Origin of the sequence: Thauera sp. JM12B12, assembly GCF_039614725.1 — a bacterium.
In the GTDB taxonomy this organism is placed as follows: domain Bacteria; phylum Pseudomonadota; class Gammaproteobacteria; order Burkholderiales; family Rhodocyclaceae; genus Thauera.
The window spans coordinates 1,054,661-1,073,034 of sequence record NZ_CP154859.1 but is presented as its reverse complement, the minus strand read 5'-3'; the positions used below and the strand labels follow the sequence as shown (position 1 = coordinate 1,073,034).

General features: G+C 64.3%; 13 protein-coding genes and 4 tRNA genes. All 17 read right to left on the bottom strand.

The window, feature by feature from the left end:
- Positions 1-45: 45 nt before the first annotated feature.
- Positions 46-1,236, bottom strand: a complete 1,191-nt coding sequence (gene tuf, locus AAG895_RS04685) for an elongation factor Tu (RefSeq protein WP_345794389.1) — start codon at positions 1,234-1,236, stop codon at positions 46-48.
- A 51-nt stretch (positions 1,237-1,287) separates the two neighbouring features.
- A complete protein-coding gene (gene fusA / locus AAG895_RS04680) occupies positions 1,288-3,387 on the bottom strand; it encodes an elongation factor G (protein ID WP_345794388.1) in 2,100 nt (699 codons plus the stop codon).
- A gap of 108 nt (positions 3,388-3,495) precedes the next feature.
- Positions 3,496-3,966, bottom strand: a complete 471-nt coding sequence (rpsG, locus tag AAG895_RS04675) for a 30S ribosomal protein S7 (protein WP_345794387.1) — start codon at positions 3,964-3,966, stop codon at positions 3,496-3,498.
- Between the two features lie 33 nt (positions 3,967-3,999).
- Positions 4,000-4,377: a 30S ribosomal protein S12 gene (gene rpsL / locus AAG895_RS04670; RefSeq protein ID WP_002931569.1), complete on the bottom strand. Its 378-nt coding sequence runs from the start codon at positions 4,375-4,377 to the stop codon at positions 4,000-4,002.
- Between the two features lie 134 nt (positions 4,378-4,511).
- Positions 4,512-8,726, bottom strand: a complete 4,215-nt coding sequence (gene rpoC / locus AAG895_RS04665) for a DNA-directed RNA polymerase subunit beta' (RefSeq protein ID WP_345794386.1) — start codon at positions 8,724-8,726, stop codon at positions 4,512-4,514.
- Between the two features lie 85 nt (positions 8,727-8,811).
- Complete coding sequence (gene rpoB, locus AAG895_RS04660; protein ID WP_345794385.1) at positions 8,812-12,945, bottom strand: DNA-directed RNA polymerase subunit beta; 4,134 nt, start codon at positions 12,943-12,945, stop codon at positions 8,812-8,814.
- A 210-nt stretch (positions 12,946-13,155) separates the two neighbouring features.
- A complete protein-coding gene (gene rplL, locus AAG895_RS04655; RefSeq protein WP_345795227.1) occupies positions 13,156-13,524 on the bottom strand; it encodes a 50S ribosomal protein L7/L12 in 369 nt (122 codons plus the stop codon).
- A gap of 63 nt (positions 13,525-13,587) precedes the next feature.
- Positions 13,588-14,091 (bottom strand): 50S ribosomal protein L10, encoded by a 504-nt coding sequence (rplJ, locus tag AAG895_RS04650; protein ID WP_345794384.1) that lies wholly within the window; start codon positions 14,089-14,091, stop codon positions 13,588-13,590.
- A gap of 253 nt (positions 14,092-14,344) precedes the next feature.
- Positions 14,345-15,043, bottom strand: a complete 699-nt coding sequence (rplA, locus tag AAG895_RS04645) for a 50S ribosomal protein L1 (RefSeq protein ID WP_345794383.1) — start codon at positions 15,041-15,043, stop codon at positions 14,345-14,347.
- Positions 15,044-15,045: 2 nt separating this feature from the next.
- The gene (gene rplK / locus AAG895_RS04640; protein WP_345794382.1) at positions 15,046-15,477 is read right to left on the bottom strand and encodes a 50S ribosomal protein L11; all 432 of its coding nucleotides are present in this window, start codon (positions 15,475-15,477) and stop codon (positions 15,046-15,048) included.
- Between the two features lie 118 nt (positions 15,478-15,595).
- Positions 15,596-16,129: a transcription termination/antitermination protein NusG gene (nusG, locus tag AAG895_RS04635; RefSeq protein WP_345794381.1), complete on the bottom strand. Its 534-nt coding sequence runs from the start codon at positions 16,127-16,129 to the stop codon at positions 15,596-15,598.
- A gap of 1 nt (position 16,130) precedes the next feature.
- A complete protein-coding gene (secE, locus tag AAG895_RS04630) occupies positions 16,131-16,478 on the bottom strand; it encodes a preprotein translocase subunit SecE (protein ID WP_345794380.1) in 348 nt (115 codons plus the stop codon).
- A gap of 24 nt (positions 16,479-16,502) precedes the next feature.
- Positions 16,503-16,578 (bottom strand) — tRNA-Trp (locus AAG895_RS04625).
- Between the two features lie 60 nt (positions 16,579-16,638).
- Positions 16,639-17,829 (bottom strand): elongation factor Tu, encoded by a 1,191-nt coding sequence (gene tuf / locus AAG895_RS04620; RefSeq protein ID WP_345794379.1) that lies wholly within the window; start codon positions 17,827-17,829, stop codon positions 16,639-16,641.
- Between the two features lie 84 nt (positions 17,830-17,913).
- Positions 17,914-17,988: transfer RNA gene (locus AAG895_RS04615), tRNA-Thr, on the bottom strand.
- A 27-nt stretch (positions 17,989-18,015) separates the two neighbouring features.
- Positions 18,016-18,089 (bottom strand) — tRNA-Gly (locus AAG895_RS04610).
- A 94-nt stretch (positions 18,090-18,183) separates the two neighbouring features.
- Positions 18,184-18,268 (bottom strand) — tRNA-Tyr (locus AAG895_RS04605).
- Positions 18,269-18,374 lie beyond the last annotated feature (106 nt).

The window sequence follows — 18,374 nt, the reverse complement described above, 5'->3', positions numbered from 1 at the left end:
GAGCGGGCGGGGCGGCGGCGAACCGACCGCCCCGGGATCGAGCACTTACTCGATGATCTTGGCGACGACGCCGGCGCCGACGGTGCGACCACCTTCGCGGATCGCGAAGCGCAGGCCTTCTTCCATGGCGATCGGGGCGATCAGCTTGACGGTGATCGACACGTTGTCGCCCGGCATGACCATCTCGGTGCCTTCGGGCAGCGAGATCGAACCGGTCACGTCCGTGGTGCGGAAGTAGAACTGCGGACGGTAGTTGTTGAAGAACGGCGTGTGACGGCCGCCCTCTTCCTTCGACAGCACGTAGATCTCGCCGGTGAAGTGGGTGTGCGGGGTGATCGAGCCCGGCTTGCACAGCACCTGGCCGCGCTCGACGTCCTCACGCTTGGTGCCGCGCAGCAGCACGCCGACGTTGTCGCCCGCCTGACCCTGGTCGAGCAGCTTGCGGAACATTTCCACGCCGGTGCAGGTGGTCTTGACGGTCGGACGGATGCCGACGATCTCGATTTCCTCACCAACCTTGACGATGCCGCGCTCGACGCGACCGGTCACCACGGTGCCGCGGCCCGAGATCGAGAACACGTCCTCGATCGGCAGCAGGAAGGGCTTGTCGATCGCACGCTCCGGCGTCGGGATGTAGCTGTCGAGCGCGTCGGCCAAGCGGAAGATCGCCGGCTCGCCGATGTCGGACTGGTCACCCTCGAGCGCCTTCAGCGCCGAACCCTTGACGATGGGAATATCGTCGCCCGGGAAGTCGTACTTCGACAGCAGCTCGCGCACTTCCATCTCGACGAGCTCGAGCAGCTCTTCGTCGTCGACCATGTCGCACTTGTTCAGGAACACGATGATGTACGGCACACCGACCTGACGCGCCAGCAGGATGTGCTCGCGGGTCTGCGGCATCGGGCCGTCAGCGGCCGAGCACACCAGGATCGCGCCGTCCATCTGGGCGGCACCGGTGATCATGTTCTTCACGTAGTCGGCGTGACCCGGGCAATCCACGTGCGCGTAGTGGCGCGTGGCGGTCTCGTACTCGACGTGCGCGGTGTTGATGGTGATGCCGCGCGCCTTCTCTTCCGGCGCCGCGTCGATCTGGTCATAAGCCTTCGCCTCGCCGCCGAACTTCTTCGACAGGATCGTGGTGATCGCAGCGGTCAGCGTGGTCTTGCCGTGGTCAACGTGGCCGATCGTGCCGACGTTCACGTGCGGTTTGGTACGTTCGAACTTACCCTTCGCCATGTTCTCGGGTCCTTGTATTGAGGTTGCTGAAAGACGGTTGCGTTGTCTGGGTTACTTGCGGCTGCTGATGACGGCTTCGGCCACGCTCTTCGGCGCTTCCGAGTAGTGCTTGAACTCCATCGAGTAGGTCGCACGACCCTGGGTCAGCGAGCGCAGCTGGGTAGCGTAACCGAACATCTCGGCCAGCGGGACCTCGGCCTTGATCTCCTTCATGCCACCCGGGATGTCATCCATGCCCTGGACGATGCCGCGACGACCCGACAGGTCGCCCATGACGTTGCCCATGTAGTCTTCCGGAGTCTCGACCACCACCGCCATCATCGGCTCGAGCAGAACCGGGCTGGCCTTGCGCATGGCGTCCTTGAACGCCATCGAGCCGGCCATCTTGAACGCGTTCTCGTTCGAGTCGACGTCGTGGTACGAACCGAAGTGCAGCGTCACCTTGACGTCCACCACCGGGAAGCCGGCAAGCACGCCGTTCGGCAGGGTCTCCTGGATACCCTTGTCGACCGCCGGGATGTACTCGCGCGGCACGACGCCGCCCTTGACGGCATCGACGAACTCGTAGCCCTTGCCCTGTTCGGCCGGCTCGAGGTTGATCACCACGTGGCCGTACTGGCCGCGACCGCCAGACTGCTTGACGAACTTGCCTTCCACATCCATCGCGGCCTTGCGGATGGTCTCGCGGTAGGCCACCTGAGGCGCACCGACGTTCGCTTCCACGTTGAACTCGCGCTTCATGCGGTCAACGATGATCTCCAGGTGCAGCTCACCCATGCCCGAGATGATCGTCTGGCCGGATTCCTCGTCGGTACGAACGCGGAACGAGGGATCTTCCGCGGCGAGGCGACCGAGCGCGAGACCCATCTTCTCCTGGTCGCTCTTGGTCTTGGGCTCGACGGCGACGTGGATCACCGGATCCGGGAACACCATGCGCTCGAGGATCACCGGGGCGGAGACGTCGCAGAGGGTCTCACCGGTGGTCACGTCCTTCAGACCGACCACGGCAGCGATGTCGCCGGCCAGCACTTCCTTGATCTCTTCACGATCGTTGGCGTGCATCTGCAGGATGCGGCCGATGCGCTCCTTCTTGTTCTTCACCGAGTTCAGCACGGTGGAACCCGACTCGAGGACGCCCGAGTACACGCGAATGAAGGTCAGCTGGCCGACGAAGGGGTCGGTCATCAGCTTGAACGCCAGCGCGGAGAACTTCTCGTCATCCTTCGCGTAGCGCACGACTTCCTTCTCGTCATCATCCACACCCGCGACCGGCGGGATGTCGATCGGCGACGGGAGGTACTGGATGACCGCGTCGAGCATGCGCTGCACGCCCTTGTTCTTGAAGGCGGTACCACACAGCATCGGCTGGATCTCGCACGACAGCGTGCGCGCGCGCAGGCCGGCGATCACCTCTTCCTCGGAAAGCTCGCCTTCCTCGAGGTACTTGTTCATCAGGTCTTCGTTTGCCTCGGCGGCAGCCTCGACCATGTTCGCACGCCATTCCTCGGCGGTCTCGACCAGCTCGGCAGGAATGTCGTGGTACTCGAACTTCATGCCCTGGGAAGCCTCGTCCCAGATGATCGCCTTCATCTTGAGCAGGTCGACCACGCCCTTGAAGCTGTCCTCGGCGCCGATGGGGATGACCACCGGAACCGGATTGGCCTTCAGGCGCGTCTTCATCTGGTCGACGACCTTGAAGAAGTTGGCGCCCGAACGGTCCATCTTGTTCACGAAGGCGAGACGGGGCACCTTGTACTTGGTCGCCTGGCGCCACACGGTCTCGGACTGGGGCTGCACACCACCCACCGCGCAATACACCATGCACGCACCGTCGAGCACACGCATCGAACGCTCCACCTCGATGGTGAAGTCGACGTGTCCCGGGGTGTCGATGATGTTGAAGCGATGCTCGGGGAAGGAATTGTCCATCCCCTTCCAGAAGCAGGTCACCGCGGCGGAGGTGATGGTGATGCCACGCTCCTGCTCCTGCACCATCCAGTCGGTGGTCGCTGCGCCGTCGTGCACCTCACCCAGCTTGTGGCTCACGCCAGTGTAGAAAAGGATGCGCTCGGTGGTAGTCGTCTTACCGGCGTCGATGTGAGCGGAGATACCGATGTTGCGGTAACGCTCGATGGGAGTCTTGCGAGCCACGTTATACCTGCCTTCCGTTATGCGCGCCCGTGGGCGCGATGAACTGTTCTGTGCGTTAGAAAACATTCGAGCCCTTTGCAGGGCCCGATTTACCGCTAGCGAAGAAAATCAGAAGCGGTAGTGCGAGAACGCCTTGTTGGCTTCGGCCATGCGATGCACTTCTTCGCGCTTCTTCATGGCGGAGCCGCGGCCTTCCGCCGCCTCGAGGAGCTCACCCGCGAGACGCTGGGCCATCGACTTCTCGGCACGCTTGCGCGCAGCCTCGCGCAGCCAACGCATCGACAGAGCCATGCGACGCGACGGACGCACTTCGACAGGAACCTGGTAGTTGGCACCACCGACGCGGCGGCTCTTGACTTCCACCACCGGCTTCACGTTCGAGACCGCAGTCGAGAAAACCTCGAGCGGATCCTTGCCGGACTTGGCCGAAATGTGATCGAAGGCACCGTAGACGATGCTCTCAGCGACGGACTTCTTGCCCGACTGCATGATCACGTTGATGAACTTCGAGACATCCTGGTTTCCGAACTTCGGATCCGGCAGAACCTCGCGCTTGGGTACTTCACGACGACGCGGCATGACAACCTCTCGCTAATTTTTCTGGAGCAACAATCAAGCTTTCTTCGGGCGCTTGGCACCGTACTTCGAGCGCGACTGCTTACGATCCTTGACGCCCTGAAGGTCGAGGGAGCCACGGACGATGTGATAGCGCACACCCGGCAAGTCCTTCACACGACCGCCACGGATCAGCACGACCGAGTGCTCCTGGAGGTTGTGGCCTTCACCGCCGATGTACGAGATGACCTCGAAGCCATTGGTGAGACGGACCTTGGCGACCTTACGCAGCGCCGAGTTCGGCTTCTTCGGGGTCGTGGTGTACACGCGCGTGCAGACGCCGCGCTTCTGCGGGCAGGCCTCGAGCGCCGGAACCTTGCTCTTGGCAACTTCCATCTGGCGCGGCTTGCGGACAAGCTGATTGATTGTTGGCATAGCTTAAGAATTTCCCATAAGACCGCGGCAGCCCACCATGGGCCGCCGCGGGCGGATTATTCCGGCTGCGACTGACTACGATTGGTCAGTCCACAAAAAAGAGGCCGGAGTTTAGTCCGAGGCTGGCCCGAAAGTCAACTCGCCTCGATGTCCTGCTGCGATTCCACCACTTCCTGCGCCGGCGCCCAGGCGTGATCCGGACCCAGATCCACGCCCTGCTCCTGGGCCTTGCGGCTGCGGTGGTAGGCGAGACCGGTACCGGCCGGGATCAGGCGACCGACGATGACGTTCTCCTTCAGGCCGCGCAGTTCGTCGCGCTTGCCCATGATCGCCGCCTCGGTGAGGACGCGGGTGGTCTCCTGGAACGAGGCCGCCGAAATGAAGGAGTCGGTCGACAGCGAAGCCTTGGTGATGCCGAGCAGCACGTTCTCGTACTGGGCCGGCAGCTTGCCTTCGGCGTCGATGCGGTCGTTCTCGTCCAGCACCTCGGAGCGCTCGACCTGCTCCTCGCGGATGAACTTGGTATCGCCGGCATCGGTGATGACCACGCGGCGCAGCATCTGGCGGACGATGACCTCGATGTGCTTGTCGTTGATCTTCACGCCCTGCAGGCGATACACGTCCTGCACCTCGTCGATGATGTAACGCGCCAGCTCGCTGATGCCCTGCAGACGCAGGATGTCGTGCGGATCGGCCGGACCGTCGACGATGAGTTCGCCCTTGTTCACCACCTGACCGTCGTGGACCATGAGGTGCTTGTCCTTCGGGATCAGGAACTCGTGCGAGGTGCCGTCCGGCTCGGTGATCACGAGACGCTGCTTGCCCTTGGTCTCCTTGCCGAAGGACACCGTACCGGTGTACTCGGCGAGCATGCCGGCATCCTTGGGCGCGCGCGCCTCGAAGAGCTCGGCCACGCGCGGCAGACCGCCGGTGATGTCGCGGGTCTTGGCGGATTCTTGCGGAATGCGCGCCAGGATGTCGCCAACGTTGATCTGCTGGCCGTCCTTCACCGTGATCAGCGAGCCGACCTGGAAGGTGATCGCCACCGAGTGCTCGGTGCCGGCGATCTTGACCTCCTCGCCGCTGTCGTCGAGCAGCTTCACCTGCGGACGCACGCCCTTGGTGGTGCCGGTGGTGGAGCGCCGCTTGGCGTCGATCACGACCAGCGTGGACAGGCCCGTGACCTCGTCGATCTGCTTGGCGACCGTGACCCCTTCCTCGACGTTCTCGAACTTCACCGTACCAGCGTACTCGGTGACGATCGGGCGCGTGTGCGGGTCCCAGGACGCCAGCTGCGCACCGGCCTTGACCGGCGCACCGTCGTCAACCATCAGCAGCGCACCGTAGGGCAGCTTGTGGCGCTCGCGCTCGCGACCGAGATCGTCCGCAACGACCAGCTCGGCCGAGCGTGCGATGACGATCTTCTCGCCCTTGGCGTTGGAGACGTAGCGCATGTTGCCGGCGAAACGGATCGAGCCCGCCGACTTGGCCTCGACCCCGCTCGCGGCGGCAGCTCGCGACGCCGCGCCACCGACGTGGAAGGTACGCATGGTGAGCTGCGTACCCGGCTCGCCGATCGACTGCGCGGCGATCACGCCCACCGCCTCGCCGACGTTGACCATCGAGCCGCGGCCCAGGTCGCGGCCGTAGCACTTGGCGCACAGACCGTAGCGGGTCTCGCAGGTGAGCGGCGTGCGCACCTTGACCTCGTCCACGCCGAGGCTCTCGATCAGCTCGACCGCGTCCTCGTCGAGCAGGCTGCCCGCCTCGATCACGGTTTCCTGGTTCTCGGGGTTGACGATGTCCTCGACGCAGACGCGGCCGAGAATGCGCTCGCGCAGCGGCTCGACGACCTCGCCGCCCTCGATCAGCGCCTTCATGTTGAAGCCTTCGCGCGTACCGCAGTCGTCCTCGATCACGACGAGGTCCTGCGTCACGTCGACCAGGCGGCGGGTCAGGTAGCCGGAGTTCGCGGTCTTCAGCGCGGTATCCGCCAGACCCTTGCGGGCGCCGTGCGTCGAGATGAAGTACTGCAGAACGTTCAGGCCTTCGCGGAAGTTGGTCGTGATCGGCGTCTCGATGATCGAGCCGTCCGGCTTGGCCATCAGGCCGCGCATGCCGGCGAGCTGGCGGATCTGGGCGGCGGAACCACGCGCGCCCGAGTCGGCCATCATGTAGATCGAGTTGAACGACTCCTGGCGGACGGTCTTGCCTTCGCGGTTGACGACTTCCTCCGAGCCGAGCTGCTCCATCATCGCCTTGGCGACCTGGTCGCCGCAGCGGCCCCAGATGTCCACGACCTTGTTGTAGCGTTCGCCGTCGGTCACGAGGCCCGAGGTGTACTGCTGGGCGATCTCCTTGACTTCGGCTTCGGCGGCGCGGATCAGCTCGTGCTTGGCATTCGGCACCAGCATGTCCTTGACCGCGATCGACAGGCCGGCGCGGGTGGCCAGGCCGTAGCCGAACTGCATCAGCTTGTCGGCGAAGATCACCGTCGCGCGCAGGCCGCAGCGGCGGAACGAGGCGTTGATCAGCTTGGAGATTTCCTTCTTCTTCAGCGGCTTGTCGATGACGCTGAAAGGCAGCCCGGCAGGCAGGATCTCGGACAGGATGGCACGGCCGGCGGTCGTGTTGTGGCGCACGACCTTCTCGATGCGCTCGCCGTTGGGGCCGAGGTCGGCTTCCTTCAGGCGCACGGTGACGCGCGCATGGAGCGCGATCTGACCGGACTCGTAGGCGCGCTTCACTTCCGACACGTCGGTGAAGATCATGCCTTCGCCCGGCACGTTCACGCCTTCACGGGTGGCGTAGTACAGGCCGAGCACGATGTCCTGCGACGGCACGATGATCGGCTCGCCGTTGGCGGGCGACAGCACGTTGTTGGAGGCCAGCATCAGGGTGCGGGCTTCCATCTGCGCCTCGAGCGACAGCGGGACGTGGACGGCCATCTGGTCGCCGTCGAAGTCGGCGTTGAACGCGACGCACACCAGCGGGTGGAGCTGGATCGCCTTGCCTTCGATCAGCACCGGCTCGAAGGCCTGGATGCCGAGGCGGTGCAGGGTCGGGGCGCGGTTCAGCATCACCGGATGCTCGCGGATCACCTCTTCGAGGATGTCCCACACCACCGGCTCCTGGGTCTCGACCATCTTCTTGGCCTGCTTGATGGTCGTCGCCAGCCCCATCAGCTCGAGCTTGTTGAAGATGAAGGGCTTGAACAGCTCGAGCGCCATCAGCTTGGGCAGGCCGCACTGGTGCAGCTTGAGCGTCGGACCCACGACGATGACCGAACGGCCCGAGTAGTCCACCCGCTTGCCGAGCAGGTTCTGGCGGAAGCGACCGCCCTTGCCCTTGATCATGTCGGCCAGCGACTTCAGCGGACGCTTGTTGGCGCCGGTCATGGCCTTGCCGCGGCGGCCGTTGTCGAGCAGCGAGTCGACGGCTTCCTGCAGCATGCGCTTCTCGTTGCGCACGATGATGTCGGGCGCCTTGAGCTCGAGCAGGCGCTTGAGGCGGTTGTTGCGGTTGATGACGCGGCGGTAGAGGTCGTTCAGGTCCGAGGTCGCGAAGCGGCCACCGTCCAGCGGCACCAGCGGGCGCAGGTCGGGCGGCAGCACCGGCAGCACCTCGAGCACCATCCACTCGGGCTTGATGCCCGACTGCTGGAAGGCCTCGAGCACCTTCAGGCGCTTGGAGAACTTCTTGATCTTGGCTTCGGAGTTGGTGGTCTCGAGGTCGCCACGCAGCTTCTCGACCTCGAGGTTGATGTCGAGCGTGCGCAGCAGCGAGCCGATGCCCTCCGCGCCCATCACCGCGTCGAACTCGTCACCGTACTCCTCGACCTTGGCGAGGTAGTCGTCCTCGGTCAGCAGCTGGCCGCGGTTGAGCGGGGTCATGCCCGGCTCGACGACGACGAAGGCCTCGAAATACAGCACGCGCTCGATGTCGCGCAGGGTCATGTCGAGCACCATGCCGAGACGGCTCGGCAGGCTCTTCAGGAACCAGATGTGGGCGACCGGCGAGGCCAGCTCGATGTGACCCATGCGCTCGCGGCGCACCTTCGACAGGGTCACCTCGACGCCGCACTTCTCGCAGATCACGCCGCGGTGCTTGAGGCGCTTGTACTTGCCGCACAGGCACTCGTAGTCCTTGACCGGGCCAAAGATCTTGGCGCAGAACAGACCGTCGCGCTCGGGCTTGAAGGTCCGGTAGTTGATGGTCTCGGGCTTCTTGACCTCACCGTAGGACCACGAACGGATCTTGTCGGGCGAGGCGAGGCCGATGGTGATCGCGTCGAACTCTTCCTCGTTCGGCAGGGTTTGCTTGAACAGGTCAGCGAGCAGGCTTTTCATCTATCACTCCATCCGGATCGCCGCATCATGCGCGGCGACCCCGGGATTCAATCGCAGGCGGGTTACAGGGAAGGAAACAGGCAGCTCATCCGCGATCGAGATCGATGTCGATCGCGAGCGAGCGGATTTCCTTCACCAGCACGTTGAAGGACTCCGGCATGCCGGAATCGATCTTGTGCTCGCCCTTGACGATGTTTTCGTACACCTTGGTCCGGCCGGTCACGTCGTCGGACTTGACCGTCAGCATCTCCTGCAGCGTGTAGGCCGCGCCATAGGCTTCCAGCGCCCACACTTCCATCTCGCCGAAACGCTGGCCGCCGAACTGCGCCTTGCCGCCCAGCGGCTGCTGGGTGACGAGCGAGTACGGACCGGTCGAACGCGCGTGCATCTTGTCGTCGACCAGGTGGTGCAGCTTCAGCACGTGCTTGTAGCCCACGGTGACCTTGCGCTCGAAGGCTTCGCCGGTGCGCCCGTCGTAGAGGGTGACCTGGCCACCGGTGGGCAGGCCCGCGAGCTCCAGCATCTTCTGGATCTCCTCTTCCTTGGCACCGTCGAACACCGGGGTCGCGAAGGGCACGCCCTTCTTGAGGTTGGTCGCGAGCTCGCGCACGTCGCCATCGTCGAGCTCACCCAGCGTTTCCGGCTTGCCGCTGCCGTTGTAGATCTGCTCGAGGAAGCCGCGCAGCTCCTGCGCCGAGGCCTGGGCCTGCAGCATCTTGTCGATCTGCTGGCCAAGGCCCTTCGCCGCCCAGCCGAGGTGCGTCTCGAGGATCTGGCCGATGTTCATCCGCGACGGCACGCCGAGCGGGTTGAGCACGATGTCGAGCGGCGTGCCGTCTTCCATGTAGGGCATGTCCTCGACCGGAACGATCTTCGACACCACACCCTTGTTGCCGTGGCGGCCGGCCATCTTGTCACCCGGTTGCAGGCGACGCTTCACCGCGAGGTAAACCTTGACCATCTTCTGCACGCCCGGGGGCAATTCGTCGCCCTGGGTGAGCTTCTTCTTCTTGATCTCGAAGGCCTGCTCGAAGTCCTTGCGGGTGTTCTCGAGGCCTTCACGCACCGCCTCGAGTTGCATCGCCAGGGTCTCGTCGGCGAGACGGATGTCGAACCAGTGGTAGAGCTCGAGGCCATCGAGATAGGCGTCGGTGAGCGCGGTACCCTTGGCGAGCTTCTTCGGGCCGCCGTTGGCGACCTGACCCACGATCATGCGGCGGATACGCGCGAAGGCGTCGCGCTCGACGATGCGCATCTGGTCGGCGAGATCGGTCTTGAAGCTGCGCAGCTGGTCGTCGATGATCGACTGCGCACGCTTGTCGCGCTCGATCCCTTCGCGGGTGAACACCTGCACGTCGATCACCGTGCCGACCATGCCCGAAGGCACGCGCAGCGAGGTGTCCTTCACGTCGGAGGCCTTCTCGCCGAAGATCGCGCGCAGCAGCTTCTCTTCCGGCGTCAGCTGGGTCTCGCCCTTGGGCGTCACCTTGCCGACCAGCACGTCGCCGGCCTCGACCTCGGCGCCGATGTACACGATGCCCGACTCGTCCAGGCGCGACAGCTGCGCCTCGCCCAGCGACGCGATGTCGCGGGTGATCTCCTCGGGTCCGAGCTTGGTGTCGCGGGCGACGACCGTGAGTTCCTCGACGTGGATCGAGGTGAAGCGGTCGTCTGCAACGACGCGCTCGGAGATGAGGATCGAGTCCTCGAAGTTGTAGCCGTTCCAGGGCATGAAGCCGACCAGCATGTTCTGGCCGAGCGCGAGCTCGCCGAGATCCGTCGATGCACCGTCGGCCACCACGTCGCCCTTGGCGATACGGTCGCCCACCCTCACCACCGGACGCTGGTTGATGTTGGTGTTCTGGTTGGAGCGGGTGTACTTGATCATGTTGTAGATGTCGACGCCGACTTCACCCGGCAGGGTCTCGTCGTCGTTGACCCGGATCACGACCCGGTTCGCATCCACGTAGTCCACGATGCCGCCACGGGTCGCCTGCACCGCGGTGCCCGAGTCGACCGCGACGCGGCGCTCGATGCCGGTGCCCACCAGCGGCTTCTCGGGACGCAGGCAGGGCACGGCCTGGCGCTGCATGTTGGCGCCCATCAGTGCGCGGTTCGCGTCGTCATGCTCGAGGAACGGAATCAGCGAGGCCGCGACCGAGACGATCTGGCCCGGCGCCACGTCCATGTACTGAACCATGTCCGAGGTGGCGAGCAGGAATTCGCCCTTGTGGCGGCAGGACACCAGGTCGCCGGCGAGCATGCCCGCGTCGTCGATCTCGGCGTTCGCCTGCGCGATCACGTATTGGCCTTCCTCGATCGCCGACAGGAAATCGATCTGGTCGGTGACCTTGCCGTCGATCACCTTGCGGTACGGCGTCTCCAGGAAGCCATGGCGGTTGGTACGCGCATACACGGCGAGCGAGTTGATGAGGCCGATGTTCGGACCTTCCGGGGTCTCGATCGGGCACACGCGGCCGTAGTGCGTCGGGTGCACGTCGCGCACCTCAAAGCCGGCGCGCTCGCGCGTCAGACCGCCCGGGCCGAGCGCCGAGACGCGACGCTTGTGCGTGATCTCGGACAGCGGGTTGGTCTGGTCCATGAACTGCGACAGCTGGCTGGAGCCGAAGAACTCCTTGATCGCGGCCGAGATCGGCTTGGCGTTGATCAGGTCGTGCGGCATCAGGTTGTCGGATTCGGCCTGCGACAGACGCTCCTTGACCGCGCGCTCGACGCGCACCAGGCCGGCGCGGAACTGGTTCTCCGCCAGCTCGCCCACCGAACGCACGCGGCGGTTGCCGAGGTGGTCGATGTCGTCGATCTCGCCACGGCCGTTGCGCAGCTCGACGAGCACGCCAACCACCGCGAGGATGTCCTCATTGACCAGGACGCCGGGGCCGTCCTCGCCCTGCGGGCCCACGCGCTCGTGGAAGCGCTTGAGCCAGCCCGGCGCCTTGTCGTCGATCTTCTCGGGATAGGCACGGCGATTGAACTTCATGCGGCCGACCGACGACAGGTCGTAGCGCTCTTCGGCGTAGAACAGACCGTTGAAGAGGCCCTCGACCGCGTCTTCGGTGGGCGGCTCGCCCGGACGCATCATGCGGTAGATCGCGACCTTGGCGGCCCACTGGTCGGCCGTTTCGTCGATGCGCAGGGTCTGCGAGATATAGCCGCCGCGATCGAGGTCGTTGATGTACAGCGTGCGCAGCTCGGTGACGCCGGCCAGGCGCAGCTTGTCGAGCAGATCCTCGGTGATCTCGTCGTTGGCACGGGCGAGCAGTTCGCCGGTGGCCGGATCGGCGATGTTGTTGGCGATCACGCGACCGAGGATGAAGTCGTCCGGCACCGCCATGGTCTTGACGCCGGCCTGGTCGATCTCGCGGATGTGCTTGGAGGTGATGCGCTTCTCGCGCGCGACGATGATCTTGCCGTCGCCCGTCGTGATGTCGAAGCGCGCGACTTCACCGCGCAGGCGCTCGGGCACGAGTTCGAACTGCGCGCCCTCGCCCTGAAGGTGGAAGGTGTCGGTGTCGTGGAAGGTCGCGAGAATCTCTTCCGGGGTCATCCCGATCGCGCGCAGCAGGATGGTGACCGGCATCTTGCGGCGACGGTCGACTCGGAAGTACAGGTAGTCCTTGGGGTCGAACTCGAAGTCAAGCCACGAACCACGGTAGGGGATGATGCGCGCCGAGAACAGCAGCTTGCCCGACGAGTGGGTCTTGCCGCGGTCGTGCTCGAAGAACACGCCCGGCGAACGGTGCAGCTGCGACACGATGACGCGCTCGGTGCCGTTGATGACGAAGGAACCGGTGGTGGTCATGAGCGGGATCTCGCCCATGTAGACCTCCTGCTCCTTGACCTCCTTGATGGTCTCCTTGGGCGCCTCGCGATCCATGATCACCAGGCGCACGCGCGCGCGCAGCGGCGACGCGAAGGTCAGGCCGCGCTGCTGGCATTCCTTCACGTCGAAGGCGGGTTCGCCCAGCATGTACTGGACGTACTCGAGTCGGGCGTTGCCGCTGTGGCTCGAGATCGGGAAGATCGAGGTGAACGCTGCCTGCAGACCCTGGTTGCGGCGGGCCTCGGGCGGGGTGTCCGCCTGCAGGAATTCAGCGAAGGACTCGATCTGCGTGGCGAGCAGGAAAGGCGCATCGAGCACGGCCGCGCGCTTGGCGAAGCTCTTGCGGATACGTTTCTTTTCGGTGTAGGAATACGCCATGGATGCTCCGGCTAGAGGGCTAACATCGGAAAGACAGGACACAACGTTCGGGCGTTTCCGGCAGCGGACAGTCAGACTGCAAACCCGGCCGGACGATCGGCAAACGCTCTGGCCTGCCATCGACGATCGCGGACCTGGCCGCAATCTCGATTACAAAGCACGAAAGGGCCGGCACTCCGAAGAGTGCCAGCCCCGCTGGGAAGTCGAATATTACTTGATTTCGACCTTCGCGCCAGCTTCTTCCAGTTGCTTCTTCAGCGCTTCGGCGTCGGCCTTCGGCGCAGCTTCCTTCACGGTCTTCGGCGCGCCGTCGACCAGGTCCTTGGCTTCCTTCAGGCCCAGGCCGGTAGCGGCACGGACGACCTTGATGACCTCGACCTTCTTGGCGCCGGCTTCGAGCAGCACGACGTCGAATTCGGTCTTCTCTTCAACCGGGGCAGCGGCAGCGCCGGCACCCGGGGCAGCCACGGCCAGCGAGGCAGCGGACACGCCGAACTTCTCTTCGAACGCCTTGACCAGGTCGTTCAGTTCCATCACGGTCATGCCAGCAACGGCTTCCAGGATGTCTTCTTTGCTGATTGCCATTTCAAATCACTCCAGAATCGATATTTTTGCGAAAACTTTCGTAGCGGGATGTCGCGATCAGGCGGCAGCGCCTTCTTCCTCGCGCTTCTTGGCGAGGGCTGCGAGCACACCGGCCATGCCGGAGACCGGCGCCTGCATGACGCCCAGCAGCTTGGCGAGCAGCTCCTCGCGGCTCGGGATCGAGGCGAGCGCTTGCACACCGGCCTTGTCGAGCGTGTTGCCCGCATAGGAACCAGCGCGCAGGACGATCTTGTCGTTACCCTTGGCGAAGTCGTTGAGCACCTTGGCAGCAGCGACCGGATCGGCCGAGATGCCATAGATCAGCGGACCGGTCAGCTCACCCGCCAGACCCTCGAACGGGGTGCCGGCGATCGCACGACGGACCAGGGTGTTCTTCAGCACGCGCAGGTACACGCCAGACTCGCGGGCCTTGGCACGCAGCGTGGTGAGATCGCCCACCGCAATGCCGCGATACTCGGCCACCGCGATCGTCTGGGCGTTGGCCACTTGTGCCGACACCTCAGCCACTACGGCTTTCTTGTCATCGAGATTGAGACCCACAGGTCTTTCCTCCTTTCAAGTCAACACGCGAACCGCTGTCGCGATTCGCACCCACGGCGACCTGGATCAGGAGTGCGGCCGGCAAGCCGGCCAAATCCTGTTCTGAGCACACCGTCTGCGCAGGCCATCTGAATGCTTAAGCGTCGCCTCGCGGCCGACACACCTGCGGTCTTTGACGATCCGGGGCCACCCAGGGGGCAGCCACGGCTCAAAGTTCTTCGGATCGCCCGCCTGCCGCGGGCGATCGAGGCAATCAGGCAGCGTTGAGGCTGCCCGGCTCCACGCGCACGCCCGCACCCATGGTGCTGGAGACGGCGATACGGCGGAGGTACACACCCTTCGCGGCAGCGGGCTTGGCCTTGACCAGCGCGTCGATGAAGGCCGACAGGTTCTGCTGCAGCGCGTCGACTTCGAACGAGGCGCGGCCGATGGTGGCGTGCACCAGACCCGCCTTGTCGGTGCGGTACTGCACCTGGCCGGCCTTGGCGTTCTTGACCGCGGTCGCAACGTCCATGGTCACGGTGCCGACCTTCGGGTTCGGCATCAGGCCGCGCGGACCGAGGATCTGACCGAGCTGACCGACCACGCGCATGGCGTCCGGAGTCGCGATGCAGACGTCGAAGTTGAGGTTGCCGGCCTTGATCTGCTCGGCGAGGTCGTCGAAACCGACGACTTCCGCACCCGCAGCGCGGGCAGCCTCGGCCTTGTCGCCCTGGGCGAACACGGCCACGCGCACCGACTTGCCGGTGCCTGCGGGCAGCACGACCGAGCCGCGCACGACCTGGTCCGACTTGCGCGCGTCGACGCCGAGATTCACGGCGATGTCGATCGACTCGTCGAACTTGGCGGTGGCGCACTCCTTGACCAGACGCAGGGCGTCGGCGACCGGATAGGCCTGGTTGCGGTCAACCTTGGCGCGCAGCGCCTGAACTCGCTTGGACAGCTTCGCCATGATTACAGGCCCTCCACGGTGATGCCCATGCTGCGGGCGGAACCGGCGATGGTGCGCACGGCGGCTTCGAGGTCAGCAGCGGTGAGGTCGGGCTGCTTGGCCTTGGCGATGTCTTCGACCTGGGCGCGGGTGATCTTGCCCACCTTGTCGGTGTGCGGCTTGGCCGAGCCCTTCTGGATACCGGCCGCCTTCTTGATCAGCACGGTCGCCGGCGGCGTCTTCATGATGAAGGTGAAGGACTTGTCGGCGTAGGCGGTGATCACCACCGGAATCGGCAGACCGGGCTCCATGCCCTGGGTCTTGGCGTTGAACGCCTTGCAGAATTCCATGATGTTCAGGCCGCGCTGACCCAGCGCGGGACCGATCGGGGGGCTGGGGTTGGCCTTGCCGGCCGGCACCTGCAGCTTTACGTAGCCAGTGATTTTCTTTGCCATTGCGGCTTGCTCCTGTGATGAGTGCTAGCGCACCGGACGATCCGGCGCTCCTCGCGTACCCCACGCTCCCGAAGGAGCGTGAACGGGCTTCGGCAGGCCTCGCGGCCTGCCGCCTTGCTCAGGTCTTTTCGACCTGTGCGAAATCGAGTTCGACCGGCGTGGCGCGACCGAAGATGGTCACCGACACGCGCAGCTTGTTCTTCTCGTAGTTGGCGTCCTCCACCGAGCCATGGAAGTCGGTGAAGGGACCTTCCTTGACGCGAACCACCTCGCCGATCTCGAACAGCACCTTCGGACGGGGCTTGTCCACGCCATCCTGCATCTGCTGCATGATCTTCTCGACCTCCTTCTCGGAGATCGGCGCGGGCTTGTTCGCGGTGCCGCCGACAAAGCCGGTGACCTTGGGCGTGGACTTCACCAGGTGCCAGCTCTCGTCATTCATCTCCATCTCGACGAGGACGTAGCCGGGGAAGAACTTGCGCTCGGTGACGGTCTTCTGACCGCCGCGCATCTCGATGACTTCCTCGACCGGCACCAGGATCTGGCCGAAGCTGTCCTGCATGCCCGACCTGTTCACACGGTCGATGAGCGCGCGCTGAACGGACTTCTCGAAGCCCGAATAGGCGTGAACCACATACCAACGCTTGGTCATATCACTTCCAACCCAGAACGAGATCGTACAGAACCCATTCCAGGCTCTTGTCCGTCAACCACAGGAAGATCGCCATGACGACCACGAAGGCGAACACCAGACCCGTGGTCTGCGTGGTTTCCTTGCGGCTCGGCCAGACGACCTTCTTGGTTTCGGTGATCGATTCACGCGCAAAGCCGATGAAGCGGCGCCCCGGCTCGGACATCGAGGCAACGGCGACACCGGCACCCAGACCCACGAGAACGGACAATACGCGCAGCACGAGCGGCTGCTCGGCGAGCAGATAGAAGCCGACCACGCCGGCTGCCAACAGTGCCAGCGCCAGCGCGAATTTCAACTTATCGGCCATTGCGGATAACCACCCGGAAAAATATGGCAGGGGCAGAGGGAATCGAACCCCCAACCTTCGGTTTTGGAGACCGACGCTCTGCCAGTTGAGCTATACCCCTGCAGCAGAGACTGCAAAGCGCACCCGAGCGGGTGCGCTTGTCTGGCAATCAGCGAGCGAATTACTCGATGATCTTGGCGACGACGCCGGCGCCGACGGTGCGACCACCTTCGCGGATCGCGAAGCGCAGGCCTTCTTCCATGGCGATCGGGGCGATCAGCTTGACGGTGATCGACACGTTGTCGCCCGGCATGACCATCTCGGTGCCTTCGGGCAGCGAGATCGAACCGGTCACGTCCGTCGTACGGAAGTAGAACTGCGGACGGTAGTTGTTGAAGAACGGGGTGTGACGGCCGCCCTCTTCCTTCGACAGCACGTAGATCTCGCCGGTGAAGTGGGTGTGCGGGGTGATCGAACCCGGCTTGCACAACACCTGACCGCGCTCGACGTCCTCACGCTTGGTGCCGCGCAGCAGCACGCCGACGTTGTCACCGGCCTGACCCTGGTCGAGCAGCTTGCGGAACATTTCCACGCCGGTGCAGGTGGTCTTGACCGTGGGCTTGATGCCGACGATCTCGATTTCCTCGCCAACCTTGACGATGCCACGCTCGACACGACCGGTCACCACCGTACCGCGGCCCGAGATCGAGAACACGTCCTCGATCGGCAGCAGGAAGGGCTTGTCGATCGCACGCTCGGGGGTCGGAATGTAGCTATCCAGCGCGTCGGCCAGGCGGAAGATCGCCGGCTCGCCGATCTCGGACTGGTCGCCCTCGAGCGCCTTCAGCGCCGAACCCTTGACGATGGGAATGTCGTCGCCCGGGAAGTCGTACTTCGACAGCAGCTCGCGCACTTCCATCTCGACGAGCTCGAGCAGCTCTTCGTCGTCGACCATGTCGCACTTGTTCAGGAACACGATGATGTACGGCACGCCGACCTGACGCGCCAGCAGGATGTGCTCGCGGGTCTGCGGCATCGGGCCGTCAGCGGCCGAGCACACCAGGATCGCGCCGTCCATCTGCGCGGCACCGGTGATCATGTTCTTCACGTAGTCGGCGTGACCCGGGCAATCCACGTGCGCGTAGTGGCGCGTGGCGGTCTCGTACTCGACGTGCGCGGTGTTGATGGTGATGCCGCGCGCCTTCTCTTCCGGCGCCGCGTCGATCTGGTCGTAAGCCTTCGCCTCGCCGCCGAACTTCTTCGACAGGATCGTGGTGATCGCAGCGGTCAGCGTGGTCTTGCCATGGTCAACGTGACCGATCGTGCCGACGTTCACGTGCGGCTTAGTGCGCTCGAACTTACCCTTAGCCATATCACTATCCTTAAAATCAGAACCAGAAAAACCGATGCGGCAGCCACACGAATGGGCCGCCGCCCAGGTCAGGCAGAAAATGAATGGTGCCCATGACGTGGATTGAACACGTGGCCTCTCCCTTACCAAGGGAGTGCTCTACCACTGAGCTACATGGGCTCCGAAACCTTGCGAACACAGCATCGATGGAGCGGGTGAAGGGAATCGAACCCTCGTCTTAAGCTTGGAAGGCTTCAGCTCTACCATTGAGCTACACCCGCACACGCCTGCAACTGCGTTCGCTTGCACACCGCTTGCAGCCGATTCACTGCATCCGCTACGCCGTCCGCTTGCCGCCGCGGCACGACCGAAACTTGGTGGAGGGAGAAGGATTCGAACCTTCGAAGGCTGAGCCGTCAGATTTACAGTCTGATCCCGTTGACCGCTTGGGTATCCCTCCGTCCGGGAAGCCCCGCACTATAGTGCCCGCGTGATGTGGTGTCAAATCTTTTCGCGCTTTTTTTCGACACGGACGGTCGAGGCCATTGCGCCTCTGCCCGCGCCGC

Excerpts from the sequence above, each read along its gene's own strand:
- rpoC (WP_345794386.1), bottom strand. The coding sequence starts at position 8,726 with ATGAAAAGCCTGCTCGCTGACCTGTTCAAGCAAACCCTGCCGAACGAG.
- rpsG (WP_345794387.1), bottom strand. The coding sequence starts at position 3,966 with ATGCCGCGTCGTCGTGAAGTACCCAAGCGCGAGGTTCTGCCGGATCCG.
- nusG (WP_345794381.1), bottom strand. The coding sequence starts at position 16,129 with ATGACCAAGCGTTGGTATGTGGTTCACGCCTATTCGGGCTTCGAGAAG.
- rplA (WP_345794383.1), bottom strand. The coding sequence starts at position 15,043 with ATGGCGAAGCTGTCCAAGCGAGTTCAGGCGCTGCGCGCCAAGGTTGAC.
- tuf (WP_345794389.1), bottom strand. The coding sequence starts at position 1,236 with ATGGCGAAGGGTAAGTTCGAACGTACCAAACCGCACGTGAACGTCGGC.
- tuf (WP_345794379.1), bottom strand. The coding sequence starts at position 17,829 with ATGGCTAAGGGTAAGTTCGAGCGCACTAAGCCGCACGTGAACGTCGGC.
- rpsL (WP_002931569.1), bottom strand. The coding sequence starts at position 4,377 with ATGCCAACAATCAATCAGCTTGTCCGCAAGCCGCGCCAGATGGAAGTT.
- secE (WP_345794380.1), bottom strand. The coding sequence starts at position 16,478 with ATGGCCGATAAGTTGAAATTCGCGCTGGCGCTGGCACTGTTGGCAGCC.
- rplK (WP_345794382.1), bottom strand. The coding sequence starts at position 15,477 with ATGGCAAAGAAAATCACTGGCTACGTAAAGCTGCAGGTGCCGGCCGGC.
- rpoB (WP_345794385.1), bottom strand. The coding sequence starts at position 12,945 with ATGGCGTATTCCTACACCGAAAAGAAACGTATCCGCAAGAGCTTCGCC.